The 16,876-nt window shown below is 39.7% G+C and carries 12 protein-coding genes and 1 tRNA gene; 7 read left to right on the top strand and 6 right to left on the bottom strand.

Annotated elements, in window-relative coordinates; translation table 11 throughout:
- Nucleotides 1-42: 42 nt before the first annotated feature.
- The gene (locus HUK45_RS03275; protein WP_191911070.1) at nt 43-867 is read right to left on the bottom strand and encodes a response regulator; all 825 of its coding nucleotides are present in this window, start codon (nt 865-867) and stop codon (nt 43-45) included.
- An 11-nt stretch (nt 868-878) separates the two neighbouring features.
- The gene (locus HUK45_RS03270) at nt 879-2,162 is read right to left on the bottom strand and encodes an ATP-binding protein (RefSeq protein WP_191911069.1); all 1,284 of its coding nucleotides are present in this window, start codon (nt 2,160-2,162) and stop codon (nt 879-881) included.
- Nucleotides 2,163-2,363: 201 nt separating this feature from the next.
- Here HUK45_RS03270 and HUK45_RS03265 point away from each other — a divergent pair, with 201 nt between their 5' ends.
- Nucleotides 2,364-3,911 (top strand): YfcC family protein, encoded by a 1,548-nt coding sequence (locus HUK45_RS03265; protein ID WP_191911108.1) that lies wholly within the window; start codon nt 2,364-2,366, stop codon nt 3,909-3,911.
- A 249-nt stretch (nt 3,912-4,160) separates the two neighbouring features.
- Here the strand turns inward: HUK45_RS03265 and HUK45_RS03260 are convergent.
- Nucleotides 4,161-4,235: transfer RNA gene (locus tag HUK45_RS03260), tRNA-His, on the bottom strand.
- 203 nt (nt 4,236-4,438) lie between these two features.
- On the opposite strand from HUK45_RS03260, the gene hdcC reads away from it, so the two are divergent.
- The 4 genes from hdcC to hisS all read left to right on the top strand — a co-directional run bounded on the left by hdcC (nt 4,439) and on the right by hisS (nt 9,398).
- Nucleotides 4,439-5,893, top strand: a complete 1,455-nt coding sequence (gene hdcC, locus HUK45_RS03255) for a histidine-histamine antiporter (RefSeq protein WP_191911068.1) — start codon at nt 4,439-4,441, stop codon at nt 5,891-5,893.
- 267 nt (nt 5,894-6,160) lie between these two features.
- Nucleotides 6,161-7,096 (top strand): histidine decarboxylase, pyruvoyl type, encoded by a 936-nt coding sequence (gene hdcA, locus HUK45_RS03250; RefSeq protein WP_191911067.1) that lies wholly within the window; start codon nt 6,161-6,163, stop codon nt 7,094-7,096.
- Between the two features lie 145 nt (nt 7,097-7,241).
- Nucleotides 7,242-7,766: a histidine decarboxylase maturation protein HdcB gene (gene hdcB / locus HUK45_RS03245; protein ID WP_191911066.1), complete on the top strand. Its 525-nt coding sequence runs from the start codon at nt 7,242-7,244 to the stop codon at nt 7,764-7,766.
- Nucleotides 7,767-8,096: 330 nt separating this feature from the next.
- Complete coding sequence (hisS, locus tag HUK45_RS03240) at nt 8,097-9,398, top strand: histidine--tRNA ligase (RefSeq protein ID WP_191911065.1); 1,302 nt, start codon at nt 8,097-8,099, stop codon at nt 9,396-9,398.
- Between the two features lie 125 nt (nt 9,399-9,523).
- Here hisS and HUK45_RS03235 read toward each other — a convergent pair whose 3' ends face one another.
- The gene (locus tag HUK45_RS03235) at nt 9,524-10,675 is read right to left on the bottom strand and encodes an MFS transporter (RefSeq protein ID WP_191911064.1); all 1,152 of its coding nucleotides are present in this window, start codon (nt 10,673-10,675) and stop codon (nt 9,524-9,526) included.
- Between the two features lie 330 nt (nt 10,676-11,005).
- The gene (locus HUK45_RS03230) at nt 11,006-11,947 is read right to left on the bottom strand and encodes a LysR family transcriptional regulator (RefSeq protein WP_191911063.1); all 942 of its coding nucleotides are present in this window, start codon (nt 11,945-11,947) and stop codon (nt 11,006-11,008) included.
- 130 nt (nt 11,948-12,077) lie between these two features.
- Here HUK45_RS03230 and metE point away from each other — a divergent pair, with 130 nt between their 5' ends.
- Together metE and metF are read left to right on the top strand one after the other, a co-directional pair.
- Nucleotides 12,078-14,342, top strand: a complete 2,265-nt coding sequence (gene metE / locus HUK45_RS03225; RefSeq protein WP_191911062.1) for a 5-methyltetrahydropteroyltriglutamate--homocysteine S-methyltransferase — start codon at nt 12,078-12,080, stop codon at nt 14,340-14,342.
- The gene (gene metF, locus HUK45_RS03220; RefSeq protein ID WP_191911061.1) at nt 14,343-15,188 is read left to right on the top strand and encodes a methylenetetrahydrofolate reductase [NAD(P)H]; all 846 of its coding nucleotides are present in this window, start codon (nt 14,343-14,345) and stop codon (nt 15,186-15,188) included.
- A gap of 54 nt (nt 15,189-15,242) precedes the next feature.
- On the opposite strand, the gene nhaC is transcribed toward metF, so the two are convergent.
- The gene (gene nhaC / locus HUK45_RS03215; protein WP_191911060.1) at nt 15,243-16,610 is read right to left on the bottom strand and encodes a Na+/H+ antiporter NhaC; all 1,368 of its coding nucleotides are present in this window, start codon (nt 16,608-16,610) and stop codon (nt 15,243-15,245) included.
- Nucleotides 16,611-16,876: the final 266 nt, after the last annotated feature.

Raw genomic sequence — 16,876 nt, 5'->3', positions numbered from 1 at the left:
ATAATAGGACTTATGTCACAACCCCCTCTTATTTTTTTACTTTTACTCTTTACTAACGAGACCGTCTAAAAACTTTTGAATAGAAATTCTCCCACCAGAAGAGCGCTTGCCTTGCTGATATAGCATTTCGCTATGGACGCTTTCATAGCCAAAGAGCAGGTTAGAAATATCAGATAGCTGCTCGTCATAGGGGTTGTCAATCAATCGGTTAGCGATGTTTGCTAAACCAACCTTAATCGCCCGCCGAATCCGCTGGTCAATTATTCGGCGTTCGTGTTCTGAGATGCCCATTAATTGTTCTAAATTAATGTTTCGGTAATTCTCGTTTTGTGCCTTCATCAAGGAGGTAATCTTGAGAATATCGCCCGTCCCTTTTTCTGAAGTCATACCGAGATAGTTGAGGGTAGCGGTAGCCTGGTGGTGAGCTTCAGTTGATTTTGGTTGCGACTGGGGAGTAAAGTTATTAACCATTTTCGAAATATCGGAGAGTTGCGTCGCCATTTGGAGGCTTTGCCTAACGTTTTTAAGAACAGTTTTAACCTCAATCAAGTTAATGGGCTTATTAATAAAAAATTCGATTCCGGCCTTATAAGCTTCTGCCCGCATCTCACTATTTTGCACTTTGGAGATCATAACAAAGCGGATATTTGGTTTCACGTCTTTGACTTTTCGTACGAGGTCAACTCCTGATAATTCAGGCATTAAAAGGTCAACGAGGACAATATCGACATCTTTAACCATTAATTCTTGCAATGCGTCAGGTGAAGAACTGGTCATCCCGACAACTTCATCGTTAAAGTTTTGTTCAATGATATTTTGCAGGACATAGAGAATTGATTGGTCATCATCGACAATATAAAATTTCATCTTTACTCACCCTAACTAATTAGCTTTTGCTTATCCAATGTTACGAAAAAGGTTGTTCCAATACCTGGAGCTGAATCAACAGTGATCTTTCCCGCAAACTGTTCCTCAGCAATTGTCTTGACGTTTGAAAGACCGATTCCCCGGTAAATATCACCAAATTGGTCAAATTTAGTTGAAAACCCTGATTTGAAGATCAGCGGTAAGAGATTTTTCGCGATCCCGCTCCCGTTGTCGGTAACTGAAAAGTAGACGTGCTGACTATCCGCAGTAACCTTAATTAATAATTCCCCATTTCGTTTAGTGCCAATTGCATCAATCCCGTTAATGATGAGATTTGACAGGATGGTGACAAGGTAAAAATGACGCGGAATGGTGATATCAACGTGGTTTTGAACAACGAGGTTAATATGAGCCTGTTTCTCACGGATAATCATTTGGGAATAGTCGACAACGATTTTCAAAATATCGGTCATTGTCATCGGCGCGTTGCTTTGATCATCAAAATAATCTCCTAGTCCTTTAATAAGATTTTGGTAGGAATGCTTGATTTCATGAACGTTTTGAGCAATTTTATATGCCATTGCCTGCTCCTCAGGAAGCCCCTTCTCTTTTAGGCGTTGGTTAAGTTGATAGGCGTTCTTGGTTACCTGCTCAATCTCATTGATCGTTTTTTTCATGAAGTAAACCTCACTCTTGACCGCTGATGCGACCCAGATAAAGTGATAATATTGTCGTTCATGGCTTTCACTGTTCACCGTTAAAAATTGAAAATAACGAATTGGAAAAGCAATTAGGAATGCTAGTGTCGACCGAGCAAAGGCAAGAATAAATAGTCCTTGAAGGGTGTTAAAGGAGAATGAACTAAAGTGATTTAGAAAGGCAATCTCGGTCATGTTGGCAAAATAGTCACAGATAATAATCGTAAAGTAAAAGGCAACATTATTTTGAAAACTACGGAGCCAATAAATTAAATAGTAAAGGAGCACGTAGCAGGTAAAAAAGATGATGTCCGCGATCGTATAGGTGAGGGCATTTGATGCCGTTACGCCGTTACTGACCAGCAAGATGAACCCTCGAAAGACTGGGGATGCAATAGCAATTGCCAGACCTAATTGGAGCGGGTTTAAGTCCTGGTTGAAGTAGAGAAAAACTGGTAACAGAAAAGCAGAAAGAGCAATTGTATTCCCCGTGGTAAAAGCACTGGTACCAATTTGAGAAGCGAGAGCAACACAAACGGCAGCGATAATAATTCGTTGATGTTTCCGGTAACGTAAAAAGTTGAGGTTCTTTAACATGTGAATTCCTTAATTTTATCCATGATTAATTGTGATTATTCTTGATGATCGCGGAAAACGCTTACTAAAATTTTGATTGTAATTGGTTAATCAGTTAATAACTATTAATCATATTAACTACTATTATACAACTATCCGAATAACGGACGGGAGTAGTAATGGTAAATGCAATTATTTTATTATAGTGAGGAGTTTAGGGTTATGGATGCAACTGCTAATCAGCCAAAGAAAAAATGGAAACTGAAGATGCCTGGCGCCTTCACAATTCTGTTCTTTCTGACGGTCATTTCAGTATTTTTAACATGGTTTGTACCAGCGGGGAGTTATTCTAAACTTTCGTATAGCAATGATCATCTTCAGGTTGTAGCGCCTAGTGGGAAAAAGACGGTTTATCCGGCAACGCAGGCAACACTGAAGAAGCTCAACGTAAAAATTGATGTCGATCAGTTTAAATCTGGGGCAATTAGTAAGCCGGTTTCAGTTCCGGGAACCTATAAGCGGCTTAAGCAACACCCAATGAGTTTGTATTCAATTTTTACCAGCATGGTTAACGGGACAATGCAGGCTGTTGATATTATGATCTTCATCTTTGTCCTTGGTGGCCTGATTGGGGTTGTTAAGGCGAGTGGTGCTTTTGAATCAGGACTTGAAGCATTGACGAAAAAGTCAAAGGGTAAGGAATTTATCCTTGTCTTTATGGTTGCCGTCCTGTTGGCATTTGGGGGAACGCTTTGTGGAATTGAAGAAGAAGCGGTGGCTTTCTACCCGATTTTAGCACCGGTATTTATTGCGATGGGTTATGACTCAATCGTCGTTGTTGGGGCGATCTTCCTGGCATCGTCAATCGGGACAACTTTCTCGATTATTAACCCGTTCCAGGTTGTTATTGCTTCTAATGCTGCCGGAACTCAATTTACCCAGGGGATGACCGGGCGAATTGTTGGTTTTACCGTGGCTGTTATTTGCCTGCTCTTCTACCTCCATTGGTATGCCCGGAAGGTTCAAAAAGATTCATCATTCTCATACACTTATGAGGATAAGGAGAAGTTTGATGAAATGTGGTCAATGGATTCTTCAGAAGAAAAGGATCTTACATTTACAATTAAGAAACGAATTATTTTAATTCTCTTTGCCGCTTCATTTATTATTATGATTTGGGGTGTGATGGCTAAGGGCTGGGCCTTCCCAGAAATGGCATCATCATTCCTGTTAATTGCGGTAATTATCATGTTCTTAACCTGCTTTGGTCATAAGGATGGTCTTGGTGAATACCAAACAACCGAAGCATTTTCTAACGGTGCCGCCAGCTTAGTTGGGGTATCATTGATCATTGGGTTAGCACGGGGAATTAACAACATTTTGAATGATGGTTATATTTCTGATACGATCCTTTACCAATCTTCAGAATTAGTTCGCCATATGTCAGGATCTGTCTTCATCATCATGATGATGTTGATCTTCTTCGTCCTTGGTTTTATTGTGCCATCTTCCTCTGGTTTGGCAGTTCTTGCCATGCCAATCATGGCACCGTTGGCCGATACCGTTCATATTCCACGGTACATCGTTGTTACCGCCTACCAGTTTGGTCAATACGCAATGCTTTTCCTTGCACCAACCGGACTAGTTATGGCTACCTTGCAAATGCTTGATATGAAGTACTCCCATTGGGTTCGCTTTGTTTGGCCAGTCGTTGCCTTTGTCCTCATCTTCGGTGGTGGAATTTTGGTAACGGAGGTGCTGATAGGCTAGAGTGTAGAGTGCGAGCCGTGACGAACTAGCAACTGAGCACTAGAAAATCCCGGACGATGATTGTCTTGCAATCAAGGACGGGATAGCTAGGCGGAAGTTGCGGTCACGGCGAGCAAATCTTGACTATGTTGCAGTAGGATATGTTAGCTCGAGGAAGGTTAGGGCGAGCACATTTCTACTCTGTTGCCGAAAACTTTATAATTCAAAAAATGGTGTTCAGAAAATTCTGAATATCATTTTCTATTAAAGGGCGGTATGTGGGATTCGAACCCACGCGTGCCGGACCCACAAACCGGTGTGTTAACCAAACTTCACCAATACCGCCATGAAATAACAGTAACAAGTGTAGCATACTTTTTGAAAAATGAATAATTATGTTTGAGCAGGATCGTGGTTGTTAAGACTATTATTAACTTATGATAGCGGTTAATATTTTATTGAACAATCAATATACAAGTGATATATTGAATTTGAACATTGTGCATATTCCTATTCCTTACAAATACGATGTGAGGGATGTGTACAAAATGGCCGATGGGAATAAACAAGCTGAAAAGATGGGGCTTGTTGGTTTGATTGCACTTTGTGTTAGTGCAATGGTCGGTTCAGGAGTTTTTGACTTACCAAAGAATATGTCAATGGAAGCTGGGGTTACTGCTCAGTTTCTTTCCTGGATTATTACTGGTATTGGTATTTGGTTCATTGCTGAAATGTTTGTTATTTTAAGTGATGTTAAACCAGATTTAACTGCCGGTCTTTATAAATATGCTCAAGTTGGTTTCGGCTCTTTTACCGGATTCTTTAGTGCATGGGCATACTTTGTTTGTGAGTGTGCTGCTAATGCTGCATATGCTGTCTTGGTTATGAGTACCTTAGACTACTTCTTCCCGGGAACCTTTACAGGTGGTAATAATTGGCCATCAGTTATTGGTGCTTCAATTATTACCTGGGCAATAACCGCTCTAGTTCTCCGTGGGGTTGAAGTATCAAGTGGTGTTCAAAAGATTGCTACTGCAATTATGCTAGCAGTTGTTATCGTTTTCCTTGTTTCTGTGCTATTTCACTTTAATATCCATACATTTACCACTAATATGAACGCTACTCACAGTGTCCCATCCGTTAGTGATAAACCAATGGGTAGTGTGATGCATCAGTTAATGAACACAATGATGGTAACCCTGTGGCTCTTTGGAGGAATTGAAGGGGCCGTCGTTATGTCTGGTAAGGCCAAGAATGTTAAGCAGGTTGCTCCTGCGACCGTTATTGGTTTCGTTATTTGTTTAGTGATGTATGCACTTGTTGGGATGCTATCATTAGGTGCTTATTCATATGGTCAATTAGCAAAGATGACCTCTCCTTCAACTGCTTACATCTTGACTAACATTTGGCATAATAATATTGGTCGTGATGTGATCGCAATCGCATTGCTAGTTGCTGTTTTCTCAAGTTGGATTTCTTGGATTCAAATGTTGGCTGAATTGCCACAACATGCAGCAGCAGAAGATGGTTCTTTCCCACGAGCTTTTGCTAAGGTTTCGAAGAAGGGTGAACCAGTATTTTCAATTATCATTGCGACTGTTTTGATTGAAATTATTATTTTAATTGCTCACTTTGATGAAAGTGCATATCAAATGTTGCTAACAATTGTGGGAGTTATGACTGTTCCGCCTTACTTGTTATCTTCAATGTATTTGATTAAGATTAGTCGTAAGGAAAACGGTGACTTCCCTACGAATACAAAACATCATCGTGGAGCGGGAATGGCAATTGGGATCCTAGCATTCCTGTACATTATTTTTATGGCATATTCTGCCAATATTAAATATACTTTGATTTCATTTATTTTCTACGCTGTTGGTATCCCACTGTATATGTGGGCTCGTCACCAACATGGTAAGAAAATTTTTACTAAGGGTGAATTGATTTTTGCAATAGTTATTTTAGTAGTAGCTGTTTATGGGATCTACGATCTGGTTCACTAACTCTTAAAGATTAAATTTGTGTGCTTAATTCAAAAATAGAAAACAATAATATGGCTGTAAAAGGCGTCAAAATTAAAATTTTGGCGCCTTTTTTCTTTTAAATTTTGAGGTTAATTATTTCAAAAATTGCAATTTTTTCAACAAATTTCCCGTTTCCTATTGACATATATATATATATATATATATACTGAGGCTTGTAAGGAATAGGAAGCGCTTTCGTTCGTTGCTATTGTTGTAACTTTTGTTTTAATTAATGGAGGTCTAATTATGTCCGAATTAGATACGAAACTTAATAAGCTTGGCGTTGACCGTATTGCTATTAGTCCATACAAACAATGGAGTCGTGGTTACATGGAACCAGGAAACCTTGGTAACGGTTATGTAACGGGTTTGAAGGTTGATGCTGGTGTCCGTGACAAGACCGATGATGATGTCTTAGATGGTATTGTTTCATACGACCGTGCTGAAACTAAGAATGCTTACATTGGTCAAATCAACATGACTACTGCTTCATCATTTACTGGTCCTCAAGGTCACTGTATTGGTTATGACCTATTGAGAAACACTGAAGTTGATAAAGCTGAACCACTCTTTACTGAAAAGCAATGGGATGGCAGTGAATTACCAATTTACGATGCTAAGCCATTACAAGATGCTTTAGTTGAATACTTCGGTGTAAACGATGATCGTCGTCACTACCCAGCTCCAGGTTCATTTATTGTTTGTGCTAACAAGGGTGTTACTGCAGAACGGCCAATGAATGATTCAGACATGAAGCCTGGTCAAGGATATGGTGTATGGTCAGCAATTGCTCTTTCCTTTGCTAAGGATCCTTCAAAGGACTCCAGTATGTTTATTGAAGATGCTGGTGTTTGGGAAACTCCTAACGAAGACGAACTGATTGAATACCTTAAGGGTCGTCGAAAGGCAATCGCTAAGTCAATTGCAGAGTGTGGTCAAGATGCTAATACTTCATTCAAGAGTTCATGGATTGGCTTTGCTCACACTATGATGGAACCAGGACAAATCGGTAACGCAATTACGGTTGCTCCTTATGTTTCAATGCCAGTTGATTCCATTCCTGGTGGCTCTATCTTGACACCAGATAAGGATATGGAAATTATGGAAGACTTAACCATGCCAGAATGGCTCGACAAGATGGGTTACAAGTCACTAACTGCTAATGGTGCTGTTAAGTACTAATAGTAAACAATATAAGTCTTTTTAGTCAGCTATCTATTAACAGCAGTTTTTAAATTCCCTTCCAGAATGTCTTCTAGTCTTTTTGATAGGAAGAGGGTATTCAATTATATCCCTCTTCCTTTTATCGGTTAGGTTGTGTTGATTTATGACAGATAATTATAACGTAAGTGTTCAGCGGATTGAGAAAGTAGTTCCTGCTTCACTTATTACCAGTGAATTTAAACAAACGATAGAAAGGATAAACGATCGGATGTCACAAGTAATTGTGAATGATAATCATGGCAGTAAAGAAATTTTGATGACATCGATCCATAATTTTTATCGGTATGCTGATGGTAAAATTACTTCATTTAAAAAGGATGAAGTTAAAAGTGTGGAATTTATTAAAGGAACTCCACACGGGAAAGTAGTGATTAATTTTCTTGATTCCAGTCGCCTTCAATTAGACGATATTACTAGTGGTCGAGCATTTGATTTTATTCAGGATATTAAGCCACGAGAAATTAACCATGCAGGATATGATAATACGATTCGCGGTGAGTTCCCTCAATTACTTGATCCTGATCATGCCGAAGAAATTGATCGGTTACGACGCTGGATGCAAGATGGACATATTAGTCATTACGAATATGATGATGCTAACCCAGTTTACCCAAAAGCTGGAAAGTAAAACGTGATAAATGCATATTGACAAATTCATATGATCGTTTATCATTTAATTCAAGAGCAGTATTAATTTAATACTTGTTCTTCAAAAAGATTAGTCGACTAATTCTTTTTATTGATTTGAGAAACATCTTTAATTCACATTTTGCTTATGTGAATACTAAAAATATTTCGTGATGGGGAGCGTTATTACCCCGGCGGGTGGTTATACCATTTACCCGGTGGAACACTTTACCTTGATGGTAAGTGTGAATTAAGGTAGTATATGAAGGCTCTTCATAAGTCGGTAGACTTACTGAGGAGCCTTTTTGTTTGAAAAGGTGGGTTCTATAATATGGCAAAAGCTAAAGTTAATTATCAACGGCCACGTGGTACTGTTGATATTTTGCCTGGTGAAAGTGAACTATGGCAAAAAGTTGAAAATATTGCACGGAATACATTCGCGGAATTTGGTTATTCAGAAATTCGAACACCGATGTTTGAAGACTATAACGTCTTTGCACGAAATGTCGGTGACACCTCTGATATTGTTGAAAAGCAAATGTATGACTTTCACGATAAGGGTGATCGTCACATTGCTTTACGACCAGAAGGAACTGCTGGAGTTGTTCGGGCTTATGTACAGAACAAGTTATTTGGCCCTGAATATGCTAAGCCATACAAGGTTTATTACATGGGGCCAATGTTCCGTTATGAACGACCAGAGTCAGGACGCCAACGTCAATTTACTCAAATTGGTTGTGAAGCCTTAAATAGCGAGTCCCCACAAATTGATGCGGAAGTTATTCTTGAAGCATTAATGTTCTTTAAGCGGCTTGGAATTTCAGGGTTACGGGTTGCCATCAATACACTTGGTGATAAAGAAACCCGGGATAACTACCGTCAAGCTTTGATTGACTACTTAAAGCCACATTATGATGAACTTAGTGACGATTCTAAGGAACGTCTATATAAGAACCCATTACGTGTCCTTGATAGTAAGGATGAGACTGATAAGAAGATTGTTGCGAATGCCCCTTCAATCCTGGATTCATTGAGTGATTACTCTGCCAAGTACTTTGATTCAGTAAAGAGGATCCTTGATAAATTTAATGTTGACTATGTAGTTGATAATGAAATGGTTAGGGGATTAGATTATTACACTCACACCATTTTTGAAATTATGTCTAACTCACCAGTGTTTGGTGGTGGTTACACGACAATTTGTGGTGGTGGTCGCTATAATGGATTGATTTCGCAAATTGGTGGTCCTGATGAGGACGGCATTGGTTATGGTATTGGAGTTGAACGATTACTTCTTCTATTAAGACAAGAAAATAAGAGCTTTGTTCCACAACCAGGACTTGATTTATTCTTTGCTACCGTTGGTAAGGAAGCAGATGAATTTGCCTTTGAATTGATGGAACCGCTTCGTAATATGGGAATCAAAGTCGATAAGGATTATCAAGGCTTGAAAGTTGGTACTCAAATTAAGGAAGCAAGTCGACGAAATAGTAAGTACTTTGCTGTTATTGGTGACAATGAAGTTTCGTCAAAGGAGATCGAGTTAAATCTCACTGAAGCGGACAGCAGTGAGAAAGGACAGAAAGTATCTATTGATGAACTTTTGAGTGATCCAAAAAAGTATTTAAAGTAATATTAATTACTATACAATAGCAATGAAATAAATGGACAGTAAGAAGAGCAATGATCAAGACGGACACTTGGTCATTGCTCTTCTTACAGATTTAATAGAGCTATTTAAATTTGAGGTAGAGATGATTAGTAATCACAATCGGTATAAACGTGACTAACATTAATAGGAAGGCAAATAATAAATAGGACGTTATATGAATAGGCCTCAATGATAATTCCCCCAAGAAGAGGACCGATTGCTCGACCGATAGAAACGGTACTGCTAATGAGACTTTGATATTTACCAGATTTACTAACCGGCGTTATCTCAGAGATCCAGGCAGGAATTCCCGGAATACTAAGCATGTCACCAATGGTTAAAACGATAAAATCAATGGTAAAACCTAGTAATGTGTGGATAAGTGGTAGGAAAAGGAAAGAAAACGTAAAAAGGAGTAAACCAATATAGATCTGAATATGTAGTTTAATATAAGGAGCAAAATAACTAATGATTGGTTGACCTACAATAATAATTGCCCCATTCAAGGTCCAAAGCAGACTATATGCTACAAAAGGAATACCCAGATTGGTTATATGAACGGACATAATACTTTCCCAAAGAGCATAGGCTAAGTAAATCATAATTAGATGAAGAAAAATTGCATAGACCATAACTTCTCTAAGAAATTGATGGCTAGTATCTTCATGAGAAGTTGATACTTGTTTCCTCTTTATTTGTTTGTGAAGCGGTACATTAAAGCAAAGGAGAACTGTTAATAGGAAAATAATGTAAAAACAAGAAGCAACAACAAAAGTCAGCTTAATGCTGATTGGATATAAGATTCCTACCAGTAATGTCCCTAAAACAACCCCAACATTAAATGCGAGATATACCATGTTATAAACAAACCGGGCATCTTTGCTGGAAATAAAATTACCATATGAATTAATGACGGAAGCACAAATGCCGTCCCCAAAGCTAACAAAACAGATTAGAATTGGAAAAGCAGGCCAATTATGATAAAAAATCATTAAAATGATTGCGATAGTAGCAATAGTAGCGCCCCAAACGCTAGTGAGATATTCATTCCAATGATCAAATAAATAACCGCCAATATAGTTCCCCCATATCATGGTAATGGACATAATAAAAAGGACAATCCCAGCAACAGTTAGTGATTCTCCGAGGTGCTTATTGATGAAAACCGTTGTTAACGGCCAAAGAAATGCTGCACCTGTACTATTTAATAAACTTGCTAAAGCTAACCATTTTAGCTGAAGTGTCTTAGCTTTAGGCATAGAAAATTCCTCCTTGTAAAGGAAGCGCTCACCTTTATTCTATTATAAAATGGGTAAGAGTGCGAGTCAGCAGAGAACTTGCGGAAAGATAACACGAACTCCCGACAAAGGCGTCTTGCGCCTAGGAGGGAGGGTGTTATCTCTAGCAAGCTCCTGGCGAAGGAGTGAACCAGAAAACTTGTTTTCGTTTGTGAACCTCGCAAGGCTGATTAGACTTCTTACTATCAACTTGTTGATGAAAGAAGTCAATCAGCTACTACGCAGATCTTGGCTCTACTGCCGAGAAACATCATTTAAACATAAAAGAGGCGTGGACCATAATTAAACGGTTCACGCCTTGTCGTCATTCTCTCCAATAATTTGAAATCCGTAATCACGAATATGATTTTTAAGCAACTGAATAAATTTCAGACTTAACTGGCTTGGCACAGTATGCTGATGTTGAGTAATTCCGATTGTTATGGGATCGTCAAGCTCCAAAGGAATAGCGACAATCTTGTCATCATTAAGCTTACTGCTAATGATTCCTGAACTGATGGTATAGCCATTCAGACCAACCATTAAATTGAAAATGGTTGCCCGGTCACTAACCTTAATCTCCTTTTTATGGCTCAGAGTTGACTGAATTTCCTCGGAAAAGTAAAAGGAATTATTTTCACCTTGTTCAAAAGAGAGGTAGGGAAGCTCAGTCAGATCATCAAGGCTGATTGAGTGTCGTTTTGCAAGTGGATTATAACGGCTCAAAAAGACGTGTGGCTTAGCAACAAAGAGTGGCGTGAATTTGAGGCCGTTTTCCGTTAACAATTTATTGATAATTCGCCGGTTAAAATTATTGATATAGAGTACACCTAACTCACTCTTAAAAGTTCGCAGATCATTAAAAATATTTTCGGTTTCTGTCTCGCGGAGAGTGAACTTATAGGTTGGCGAATTAATTTTCTTGATTAGTTCTACAAAGGCATTAACAACGAAAGCGTAGTGTTGTGCGGAAACAGCGAAGGATTGGTGAAGCGCTTGCTGATGTTTGAAACGATCATCGAGCAGGCGAACCTGATCCAAGATTTGCTTAGCATAATTCATGAATTCACGTCCATCAGCAGTCAAACGGACTCCCGAGTTACTTCTTTGAAAGATCGTGATTCCCATTTCTTTTTCTAAATCCTTGATCGCACTTGAGAGACTGGGTTGGGTAAGGTAAAGTCGTTTAGCCGCTTCGTTAATTGAGCCAGTTTCAATCACGGCTTCTAAATATTCTAATTGTTTAATTCTCATTGATCTGATCCTTTTTTATTTGCATTATAGCCTTTGCCTATATCCAGTTCAAATATTTAACAGTTATTCAATAGCAAGAATCCATGGTAGATTATTAGACAAATAAAAAGGCGAAAGAGATGAATAAGTAATGACAACAACTACTACGATTATCGGCTTCCCCCGGATAGGTGAGAAGCGTGAATTAAAATTTGCTACTGAAAAATACTTTAAGAATAAGATTAGTCAAGAAGAATTACGGACAACGGCAAAGAAACTGAGAAAAAACAACTGGAAACTTCTTCAACAGGCAGGGATCGATGCAATTCCGAGCAATGACTTTTCATACTACGATCAAACTTTAGACGCTGCCTTCCTATTTAACCTGGTTCCACAGGATGTTCAAGACTTACCGTTTTCTGAGTTAGATAAGTACTTTGCCCTAGCACGTGGTTACCAGGGTGAAGAAGGGAATGTTCTGGCTTGGCCAATGAAGAAGTGGTTTAACACCAATTATCACTACCTTGTTCCGCAGCTTAATCAGGATACCCAATTTAAGCTAACTGGAAATAAAATTTTTGCAGAGTTTGAAGAAGCAAAAGAATTAGGGATCATTACCCGCCCCGTATTGATTGGTCCCTTTACATTACTGAAGCTAAGTGAATATCAAAATGTGACTGCTCGTGACTTTATTAATGACGCTGTAACTGCCTATAAAGAAGTTTTTAATAAACTTGCAGACAGTGGGGCGCAATGGATTCAACTTGATGAACCGGCCCTCGTTAAGGATTTAACTACTGAAGATCGTCAACTATTCAATGAACTCTACCAGCCACTATTGAAGGCTAAAGGAAAATTAAAGGTTCTCCTGCAGACTTACTTTGGTGACGTTCGGGATATTTATGACGACTTGATCGAATTACCGTTTGACGGCCTTGGCCTTGACTTTGTTGAAGGAAAGCAGACACTTCAATTAGTTCGTCATCATTTTCCAGAAGATAAGACTCTTTTTGCAGGAATCGTCAACGGAAAAAATATTTGGCGAAACCATTATGATAAGAGTTTGACGCAACTCAAAAAAGCTGGAGTGAAAAATCTTATAGTTAGCACCTCTTGCTCGTTACTCCATGTGCCAATTACAGTTGAAAATGAAAACTTTGAGCCAGCTGTTAAAGAGCACTTTGCATTTGCTGTAGAAAAGTTAGCTGAGCTTAAAGAGCTTGCAGCAATCTACGAAGGTTCTGCTAAAGAAAAGCTTCGTGCTAACCAGGAATTGTTTGCGAAGCAGCGAGTTCAGGAGGATGCTGAATTACATGAGCAAATTGCAAACCTGAAGGATGAAGACTTTGTTCGTCAACCAGCTCGTCAAGTGCGAGAAAAGATCCAGAAAGCAGAATTTCACCTACCACTTTTACCAACCACAACGATCGGCTCCTTCCCACAAACTAAGGAAGTTCGACAGACTCGTCGTCAGTTCCGTCGCCATGAAATTGATCAAAAACAATACGACGACTTTATTAAGGGAAAGATTGACGATTGGTTAAAGTGGCAAGAAAAGATCGGACTGGATATTTTGGTACACGGGGAATTTGAACGGAATGATATGGTTGAATACTTTGGCCAGCACCTTTCGGGATATATCTTCTCCAAAAATGCATGGGTTCAATCATATGGAACCCGCTGTGTTAAGCCGCCAATTATTTGGGGTGATGTTAAACGACAACAGCCAATTACCATTAAGTGGTCCAAGTACGCTCAAAGCCAAACCAAAAAGCTGGTTAAGGGGATGCTGACAGGACCGGTAACCATCCTGAACTGGTCATTCCCCCGTGAAGATATTAGCTTAAAGGAATCAACTCTTCAGTTAGCTTTGGCTATCCAAAAGGAAGTTCTTGACCTAGAAGCTAACGGGATTAAGATCATTCAGATTGATGAAGCGGCCTTGAGAGAAAAACTGCCGCTGAGGAAATCTGATTGGTATTCTGAATACTTGAACTGGGCCATTCCAGCTTTCCACTTAGTCCATAGCAAGGTCAAACCAGAAACCCAGATCCATACCCATATGTGTTACAGCGAGTTTTCCGATATTGTTCCAGCAATTGATGCGATGGATGCCGACGTTATTTCCTTTGAGGCCTCACGTTCTAATTTGGAAATCCTTGATACACTGAAAAAACAACATTTTGAAACGGAAGTGGGACCTGGAGTTTATGATATTCACTCACCACGAATTCCATCCGTTGACGAGGTGAAGACAACAATCAACCGGATCCTTGCTAAGATTGCTGCTCCAAAGGTCTGGATTAATCCAGACTGTGGTCTAAAAACCCGTGGTGTTGAGGAAACAAGGGCTAGTTTAGCCAATGTAATTGAAGCAACTCGTGAAGTTCGTCGTCAGTTAGGAGAGGGTGATTAAATGACAACTTTATCGTACGAAGTTTTTCCGCCTAATTCGACGATGGGGATCAATCATCTTAACCAGGTACTAACATCTTTGCGTGATCTTTCCCCGGATTTCATCAGTGTCACTTGTAACAGCAATACAAAACAGCTTGCTCATGAAACGGTTAGGGTAGCTGATTACGTTGAGAATGGTTGTCAAGTGCCAGCAATGGCCCATCTTCCTGCTTGGTATCTCAGTCGGGAAGACGTTGATCGAATCTTGGAGCAATTGCGAGTATGCCATGTCGACCGGGTACTGGTGCTGCGGGGCGATGAACGACCAAACCTGGAAAAGAAAATTGACTTTGCTCATGCTAGTGATCTGATTGCTTATATCAAACAAAACTATCCTGACTTCCAAATTACCGGAGCTTGCTACCCGGAGAAACATCCCGAGTCACTGAGTATGGTAGATGAAATTCAACATTTAAGATTAAAGGTTGAAGCAGGGTGTGACCAAATAATTACCCAGCTTTTCTTGGATAATCACAGTTATTATCGGTTCCGTGAGTTGTGTGCCATTGGCGGGATTAATGTACCAATTATTGCGGGAATTATGCCAGTCGTTAATGAACGACAAGCTAACCGAATTTTGCAAACTAGTGCGGTGACAGTTCCGGAGAAGTTTAAGGATATTCTGGCAAAATATCATAACCATCCCCAAGCATTGAAACAAGCTGGAATTACCTATGCAATTGACCAAATCGTTGACTTAGTAACCAATGACGTGTCCGGGATCCACCTTTACACGATGAACCACTCGGATACTGCCCGTCAGGTTAAGCAAAACATTGGCTCGCTTTTCCAAGTCTGTTGCTAAGGGGAAACAAAAACTGCTAATGCCTAACTAAGACACTAGCAGTTTTTTTGTAATTTAGTTTTTAGCACGCTTTAATCCAATCCCAGTAAATCCGCTAATAACAGAGAAGACTGGTGAAAAGAGACTGAAGAATGCAAATGGTAAGAAGTGGAGAACCGGTACGCCAAGAGTGGAGGCGGCGAACATCCCGGCAACTCCCCATGGAATTAGGTAGTTAATAACACTACCACCATCTTCAAGAACCCGACTAAGGGCTAGTGGAGAAAGCTTCATATCCTTAAAGGCGGTCTTAAAGGCTCGTCCTGGAAGAATTACTGAAAGGTATTGTTCACCAACGAAGAGGTTCACCCCAATTCCGGAAAGAATTGTAGTCAGAATTAAGCTTCCTGGAGTCTTAAGATGCTTAACAAGGGGATCCATTGCAGATTGGATAACGTTAAATTGCATTAAGATGCCCCCAAGAGAAAGGGTCACAATAATCAAGGAGACTGTTCCCATCATACTGGTAATTCCACCACGAGAAAGAAGAGCATTAACTGAAGCATCATTAGTATGAGCGACGAATCCCTCACTAATCAAGTTAGTTAATGATTTAAGGGATGTGTGTGGATCCTGAACAAAAATCATGATTACGGTCACAATGATGTTAATAAATAGGGTTGGAATAGCTGGAATGTGACGCCAAGCGCAGATGAAGAGTAATGCGATTGGCAGTAAGGCCCACCAGCTAATACTAAAGTTGTTTACTAATGCTTGCGTAGTGTGAACGATCTTACTAGAGTTCATCCCGCTACCGCTTTGACCAATAATCCAGAAAAGAATAAATGAAACAATGAAAGATGGGATGGTGGACCACATCATGTTCTTAATGTGGGCAAATAAATCACTACCGGCAATTGCGGAGGCCAGGTTAGTGGAATCGGATAGTGGCGACATCTTATCACCGAAAACTGCACCGGAGATAATTGAACCGGCAACTAAGGCTGGGTTAATTCCCATTGCGTGACCGACAGCGAAAAGTGCTAACCCGATTGTTGAAATCGTTGTAAAACCACTCCCAATTGAAACCCCAACTAGTGAACAGACGAGGAAAGTAGAAGGAACGAACCACCGTGCGCTGATAATCTTAAAGCCGATTACCATAATTGATGGAATAATCCCGGCTTTAATCCAAACGGCAATTAGTGCCCCAATCAGGATAAAGATAAAAATAGGAATGATTGCTGTACCAATTCCATCTTGGATTCCCTTATGAAGGTCGTCCCAAGAAGCTCCCCGCAGTTTTGCCCAAAGCATGATTAAGGCAATGACGAAGAGGACCGGAATTTGTGGGGAGAGCCCAAACTTAATAACGGCTGTCCCTAAAATAATTAACATAATTAGTAGGATACTAACTGCTTCACCGAACTTAATTGACTTCATAATTCAAATCTCCCTTATAAAATAATTGATTGGTTAGTGTTTGAATTGAAGTTGATAACGGATAATGCCACCACAATTTTTCATTTTTTGCTCCTCCTTAATGAACTGCTTGCATAAAAAATCCCGCTGATGAAATGATTCATCAACGGGACGATTTATTAACCGCGGTACCACCCACATACGTATTGATCTAATACGCTCTCGTATCAGGTGGTAACGGCACTGACTATGGCCGAGCAATCTTAAACTCGCGATAATTCATTAAC

This window comes from Limosilactobacillus urinaemulieris, from assembly GCF_014838745.1.
Lineage (GTDB): Bacteria > Bacillota > Bacilli > Lactobacillales > Lactobacillaceae > Limosilactobacillus > Limosilactobacillus urinaemulieris.
The sequence above is the reverse complement of the archived record's forward strand: the minus strand, read 5'-3'. Positions and strand labels throughout refer to the sequence as shown.

Bases quoted from the DNA above. Each gene is read 5' to 3' on its own strand.
- HUK45_RS03275 (WP_191911070.1), bottom strand. From the start codon at position 867: ATGAAATTTTATATTGTCGATGATGACCAATCAATTCTCTATGTCCTG.
- HUK45_RS03270 (WP_191911069.1), bottom strand. From the start codon at position 2,162: ATGTTAAAGAACCTCAACTTTTTACGTTACCGGAAACATCAACGAATT.
- HUK45_RS03265 (WP_191911108.1), top strand. From the start codon at position 2,364: ATGGATGCAACTGCTAATCAGCCAAAGAAAAAATGGAAACTGAAGATG.
- hdcC (WP_191911068.1), top strand. From the start codon at position 4,439: ATGGCCGATGGGAATAAACAAGCTGAAAAGATGGGGCTTGTTGGTTTG.
- hdcA (WP_191911067.1), top strand. From the start codon at position 6,161: ATGTCCGAATTAGATACGAAACTTAATAAGCTTGGCGTTGACCGTATT.
- hdcB (WP_191911066.1), top strand. From the start codon at position 7,242: ATGACAGATAATTATAACGTAAGTGTTCAGCGGATTGAGAAAGTAGTT.
- hisS (WP_191911065.1), top strand. From the start codon at position 8,097: ATGGCAAAAGCTAAAGTTAATTATCAACGGCCACGTGGTACTGTTGAT.
- HUK45_RS03235 (WP_191911064.1), bottom strand. From the start codon at position 10,675: ATGCCTAAAGCTAAGACACTTCAGCTAAAATGGTTAGCTTTAGCAAGT.
- HUK45_RS03230 (WP_191911063.1), bottom strand. From the start codon at position 11,947: ATGAGAATTAAACAATTAGAATATTTAGAAGCCGTGATTGAAACTGGC.
- metE (WP_191911062.1), top strand. From the start codon at position 12,078: ATGACAACAACTACTACGATTATCGGCTTCCCCCGGATAGGTGAGAAG.
- metF (WP_191911061.1), top strand. From the start codon at position 14,343: ATGACAACTTTATCGTACGAAGTTTTTCCGCCTAATTCGACGATGGGG.
- nhaC (WP_191911060.1), bottom strand. From the start codon at position 16,610: ATGAAGTCAATTAAGTTCGGTGAAGCAGTTAGTATCCTACTAATTATG.